Below are 5,332 nucleotides of genomic sequence, written 5' to 3' on the forward strand. Positions count from 1 at the left end.
CCTGCCGCGAGACGCCGGATCTGATGCCGGCGCCGATCTACTACAGCCACAAGATACTCGAATTGCTGGCGGCCGCCCGCCACGAGGGCAGCGGTGAAGCCGGCAGGCTCGGACCGGATGCCAAGAGCCAGGTCACCGTTCGCTATGTCGACGGCAAGGCCGCCGAGGCGACGCAGATCGTGCTGTCCACGCAGCATCTCGATGCGAGCTGGGATTCGAAGAAGGTCCGCAAGGTCGTCGAACCCTATATCCGGGAGGCGCTGGGCGAGCTGAAGATCGCCGACAACTGCATGTGGTACATCAATCCGACCGGCAAGTTCGTCATCGGCGGGCCGGACGGCGACGCCGGGCTGACCGGCCGCAAGATCATCGTCGACACCTATGGCGGTGCCGCACCCCATGGCGGCGGTGCCTTCTCCGGCAAGGACACCACCAAGGTGGATCGTTCGGCGGCCTATGCGGCGCGCTACCTGGCCAAGAACGTCGTGGCGGCGAAACTCGCCGACCGCTGCACCATCCAGCTTTCCTACGCCATCGGCGTTGCTCAGCCGCTGTCGGTCTATGTCGACTTGCACGGTACCGGCAAGGTCGACGAGGCAAAGCTCGAGGACGCGCTGCGCACGGTGATGGATCTGTCGCCGTCGGGTATCCGCCGTCACCTCGATCTCAACAAACCGATCTACGCCAAGACGTCGTCCTACGGCCATTTCGGCCGCAAGGCCGGCCGTGATGGGTCTTTCTCCTGGGAAAAGACCGATCTCGCCAAGGCGCTCAAGGACGCGGTCGCCGCCTGACAGCGGCGCCGCAAAGTCCCACCATGGATCCGAAGGGCAGACCAAGCCGCGCGACCGAAGCCTTTTTCGGTCGCCGGCGCGGCAAAACCATGCGTCCGCAGCAGGCGGCCGCATTGGAAAGCGGCTTTGGCACATATCGGCTCGATCTGACGGCTGAACCGCCGACCGATCTCAGCAGTCTGTTTGAGACGGATGTCAGCGCGGTTCGCCTTGAGATTGGCTTCGGCGGTGGCGAGCATCTCCTGCATCGTGCGATCGAGGCGCCTTCGATCGGCTTTATCGGCGTCGAGCCCTTCGTCAACGGCATGGCCAAGATGATGATGGCGGTGCGCGAGAAACCACTCGCCAATCTGCGGGTCTATGACGACGACGCCACAAGGCTGCTCGACTGGCTGCCGCAAGCCTCGCTCGACGGCATCGATCTGCTCTATCCCGACCCTTGGCCGAAGAAGAAACACTGGAAGCGGCGCTTCGTCAGCCCGGTCAATCTCGAGCGGTTCGCGCATGTGCTGAAGCCTGGTTCAAAATTCCGCTTCGCGTCCGACATCGACACCTATGTCAACTGGACCCTGCTGCATTGCCGCGCGCATGGCGCGTTCGCATGGCAGGCTTGCGAGGCGGCGGACTGGCACCTTTCCTATGAAGGTTGGCCGGGCACCCGTTACGAGGCCAAGGCCATTCGTGAGGGCCGGCGGCCGGCCTATCTGACCTTCATTCGGAAATAAGCTCGCGGTCATAGAGAAATTCCAGGAAAAGTGTGAAACGGTTTTCCGTCCGGAATTGCGTCAAAGCTAGAAGCGGCGGCCGATGCGATCGAAGGCGGCAGGCTCGACGCCGAGATTGCGCAGGTCGTCGGCGCGCGGCCTGCGACCGGCTTCCACGGCCCGTGAAGCGGCCACGGCGCTGCCGAATACGGTGAAGAAGTCGCCTATTGCAGAAAATATCTTGCGATTGCTCATGATCATGTCCTTTCGCGCACGTATGGCGCACGGCCACATTTGTGCAGCGCAACATAAATAGGCGCGTTTCAGCGCCGATCCCATGGGTGTCGCCGCATAGGCGCCATGCGCCCCATGCAACGCTGGCGCGGGCCGCCTCGATGGCGGCGTTGCCCGACCAGCACAGCGGGCTTGAAACACAGGCCGTCATCGTCTATATCAGCCTCAAATTCTTGGTCGGTATGACGAAGAGTGGGTCCACCCGGTCCCGCTCTTTTTTATTACCTGCCGATAACTTGGTAGAGAACGACAGGGCTTCAATGACTGCAACGGCAAGCGAGGGCGACGATCGCATCATCCGCGAAAGCGGCATCGATGCGCGCATCGCGCTGATCGTCCAGCCGGTTCTGCGCGGCATCGGCTTCCGCCTCGTGCGGGTGCATCTGTCGGGCCAGAACGGGCTGACGCTGCAGATCATGGCCGAACGCGAGGACGGCACCATGACCGTCGAAGATTGCGAAGAGGTCAGCCGCGCTGTGTCGCCGGCGCTCGACGTCGATGATCCGATCGAAAAGGCCTATCACCTCGAAGTCTCGTCGCCCGGCATCGACCGGCCACTGGTCCGTAAATCGGATTTCACGACCTGGACGGGTCATCTGGTGAAGATGGAAACATCGATGGTCGTCGCCGACCGCAAGCGCTTCAAGGGCAAGATCGCCGAAGCCGGCGAAGACGATGTGCTGATCGAGCGCGACAAGGCAGCCTATGGCGAGGAGCCGACGGTGCGTGTCCCCTACGATGCGATTGCCGACGTGCGCCTGATCCTGACCGACGATCTCATCCGCGATGCCCTGTCGAAGGACAACAGGGCGCGCAAGGAAGCCAAGAAGCGCCGCGGCGAACCGGACGATGACGAGTCGGGTGCGGAAGCGGACGCCACGGAAGACCACGAACAGGAACTATGATTGAGCTGCCGGGCGCAAAGGCCCGGCAAACAAGCTCCGGAGAAAAACGATGGTTGTAAGCGCCAACAGACTTGAATTGCTGCAGATCGCCGACGCGGTCGCGCGTGAAAAGTCGATCGACAAGTCGATCGTCATCGCCGCCATGGCCGATGCGATCCAGAAGGCGGCGCGCTCGCGTTACGGTCAGGAGACCAACATCCGCGCCGACATCAACCCGAACACCGGTGAGATGAAGCTGCAGCGGCTGATGGAAGTGGTCGAGAAGGTCGATGACTACGCCACGCAGATCGCCATTTCCTCGGCTCGCGAGCGCAATCCCGACGCCCAGCTCGGCGACTTCATCGCCGAACAGCTGCCGCCCATGGATTTCGGCCGCATCGCTGCCCAGTCGGCCAAGCAGGTCATCGTGCAGAAGGTCCGCGAGGCCGAACGCGACCGCCAGTATGACGAGTACAAGGACCGCATCGGCGAGATCGTCAACGGTACCGTCAAGCGCGTCGAATACGGCAACGTCATCGTCGATCTCGGCCGCGGCGAAGCGATCATCCGTCGCGATGAGCTGATCCCGCGTGAAAACTACAAATATGGCGACCGCGTCCGCGCCTATGTCTACGATGTGCGCCGCGAGCAGCGCGGCCCGCAGATCTTCCTGTCGCGTACCCATCCGCAGTTCATGGCCAAGCTGTTCACCATGGAAGTGCCGGAAATCTATGACGGCATCATCGAGATCAAATCGGTCGCCCGCGACCCGGGTTCGCGCGCCAAAATCGCCGTTATTTCGCGCGACAGCTCGATCGATCCGGTCGGCGCCTGCGTCGGCATGCGCGGCAGCCGCGTCCAGGCCGTCGTCGGCGAATTGCAGGGCGAGAAGATCGACATCATTCCGTGGTCGCCTTCTGCGGCGTCCTTCATCGTCAACGCGCTGCAGCCGGCGGAAGTCGCCAAGGTCGTGCTCGACGAGGATGCCGAGCGCATCGAAGTCGTGGTTCCCGACGACCAGCTGTCGCTGGCCATCGGCCGCCGCGGCCAGAACGTGCGTCTGGCTTCGCAGCTGACCGGTTGGGATATCGACATCCTCACCGAGGCCGAAGAATCCGAGCGTCGCCAGAAGGAATTCGTCGAGCGTTCGTCGCTGTTCATGGAAGCCCTCGACGTCGACGAGATGGTCGGCCAGGTGCTGGCCTCCGAAGGCTTCACCAGCGTCGAGGAAGTCGCGTATGTCGATTCCGGCGAGATCGCCTCGATCGACGGTTTCGACGAGGACACCGCTTCGGAAATCCAGACCCGCGCCCGCGAATATCTGGAGAAGATCGAGGCCGAGCACGATGACAAGCGCAAGGCGCTCGGTGTTTCGGACGAGTTGCGCGAAATCCCCGGCGTCACCACCGCCATGATGGTGACGCTTGGCGAGGACGGCGTGAAGACGATCGAGGATTTCGCCGGCTATGCCGCCGACGACCTGACCGGCTGGAAGGAACGCAAGGACGGCGAGACAAAGGTCTATCCGGGCGTGCTGGCCAATCATGGCGTGACCCGCGCGGACGCCGAACAGATGGTTCTGGCCGCCCGCCTCAAGGCCGGCTGGATCACCGAAGACGAGCTTGCAGCCGAAGAAGTCTCGGCTGACGAAGCCGTTGGTGCGTGAGGTGAAACCGCATCGCACCGAACCCGCCCCTGGACGAGATGAACGATCGCACCTGCATCGTTACGCGCAAACAAGCCGAACCGGATGATCTGATCCGGTTCGTCGTCGGCCCGGATTCGGCCGTCGTTCCCGACATCAAGAGAAATCTGCCCGGCCGCGGTTGCTGGGTGAGCGCCGACCGCCTACATATCGACAAGGCTGCGGCGAAGAACCTCTTTGCCCGCGCCTTCAAGGCACAGGTGGTCGTGCCGCCCGATCTTGGCGGCATGATCGACGGGCTGCTTTCCAGGCACGCTCTGGGCATGCTTGGTCTTGCCCGTAAGGCAGGCGCAATTTCGCTTGGTGCTACCAAGGTCGAAAGTGCTGTTCGCGGCGGATTGGCGCTTTTCGTGCTCCACGCGACCGAGGCGTCCGATGACGGCGTGCGCAAGATCAGCCAGGCGCGACGGGCGACAGTCCATCTCGGCGGGCCCGCCATCCTTGCCTACAAACTTTTCTCCGAGGTCGAGTTGAGCTTGGCATTGGGGGGTACAAATGTGATACATGCTGCCGTTCTCGCGGGAGACGCGGGCAGGGCGGTCCAGAAGCGCATGGTTGCGCTCGACCGGTATCGGGGCGGTTCCCCGGACGATCTGGCAATGCTTGCGGCTGTTGCTGACGAAGATGATGCCGCAGAGGATATGGAATGAGCGATACGAAATCGGGTGACGACAATACGCTGAGTGTGACGCCGAAGAAGACCTTGACGCTGAAGCGCCCCGGTATGGAGCAGGGCACTGTGCGCCAGAACTTCTCGCACGGCCGCACCAAGCAGGTCGTCGTCGAAACCAAGAAGCGCAAGTTCTCGATGCCCGGCGACAAGCCGGAGCCTGTTGCCGCCCCCGTCTTCACACCGAAGCCGGCGGTCGTGGCCGCACCCGTCGTGCCGGAAGCACCGAAGGCGCCGCCACCCCCGCCGCCACCGGCCCCGGTCGAGCGCAGCGGCATGGT

At 63.0% G+C, this 5,332-nt stretch carries 7 protein-coding genes; 6 read left to right on the forward strand and 1 reads right to left on the reverse strand.

Annotated elements, in window-relative coordinates:
• Both metK and EN964_RS23210 read left to right on the forward strand, forming a co-directional pair.
• Positions 1-794: methionine adenosyltransferase (gene metK / locus EN964_RS23205; protein WP_127276765.1), on the forward strand; the 794-nt coding region annotated here is incomplete at its 5' end.
• Positions 795-817: 23 nt separating this feature from the next.
• Entirely contained in the window at positions 818-1,519 is a 702-nt protein-coding gene (locus tag EN964_RS23210; RefSeq protein ID WP_127266943.1) for a tRNA (guanosine(46)-N(7))-methyltransferase TrmB, read from the forward strand.
• A gap of 66 nt (positions 1,520-1,585) precedes the next feature.
• Here the strand turns inward: EN964_RS23210 and EN964_RS23215 are convergent, their stop codons facing one another.
• Positions 1,586-1,753, reverse strand: coding sequence for a hypothetical protein (locus EN964_RS23215; protein ID WP_013527898.1), 168 nt, complete (start codon positions 1,751-1,753; stop codon positions 1,586-1,588).
• A gap of 299 nt (positions 1,754-2,052) precedes the next feature.
• Between EN964_RS23215 and rimP the strand changes: the two genes are divergently transcribed.
• The 4 genes from rimP to EN964_RS23235 all read left to right on the forward strand — a co-directional run.
• Positions 2,053-2,697: a ribosome maturation factor RimP gene (gene rimP, locus EN964_RS23220; RefSeq protein ID WP_127270712.1), complete on the forward strand. Its 645-nt coding sequence runs from the start codon at positions 2,053-2,055 to the stop codon at positions 2,695-2,697.
• A gap of 49 nt (positions 2,698-2,746) precedes the next feature.
• Entirely contained in the window at positions 2,747-4,342 is a 1,596-nt protein-coding gene (gene nusA / locus EN964_RS23225; RefSeq protein ID WP_013527896.1) for a transcription termination factor NusA, read from the forward strand.
• A 38-nt stretch (positions 4,343-4,380) separates the two neighbouring features.
• Positions 4,381-5,031: an RNA-binding protein gene (locus tag EN964_RS23230; protein WP_127270709.1), complete on the forward strand. Its 651-nt coding sequence runs from the start codon at positions 4,381-4,383 to the stop codon at positions 5,029-5,031.
• A partial coding sequence (locus EN964_RS23235) for a translation initiation factor IF-2 associated domain-containing protein (protein WP_206528747.1) occupies positions 5,028-5,332 on the forward strand: 305 nt, incomplete at its 3' end. The genes EN964_RS23230 and EN964_RS23235, both read left to right, overlap by 4 nt.

Origin of the sequence: Mesorhizobium sp. M7A.F.Ca.CA.001.10.2.1, assembly GCF_003998575.1 — a bacterium.
Classification (GTDB): domain Bacteria; phylum Pseudomonadota; class Alphaproteobacteria; order Rhizobiales; family Rhizobiaceae; genus Mesorhizobium.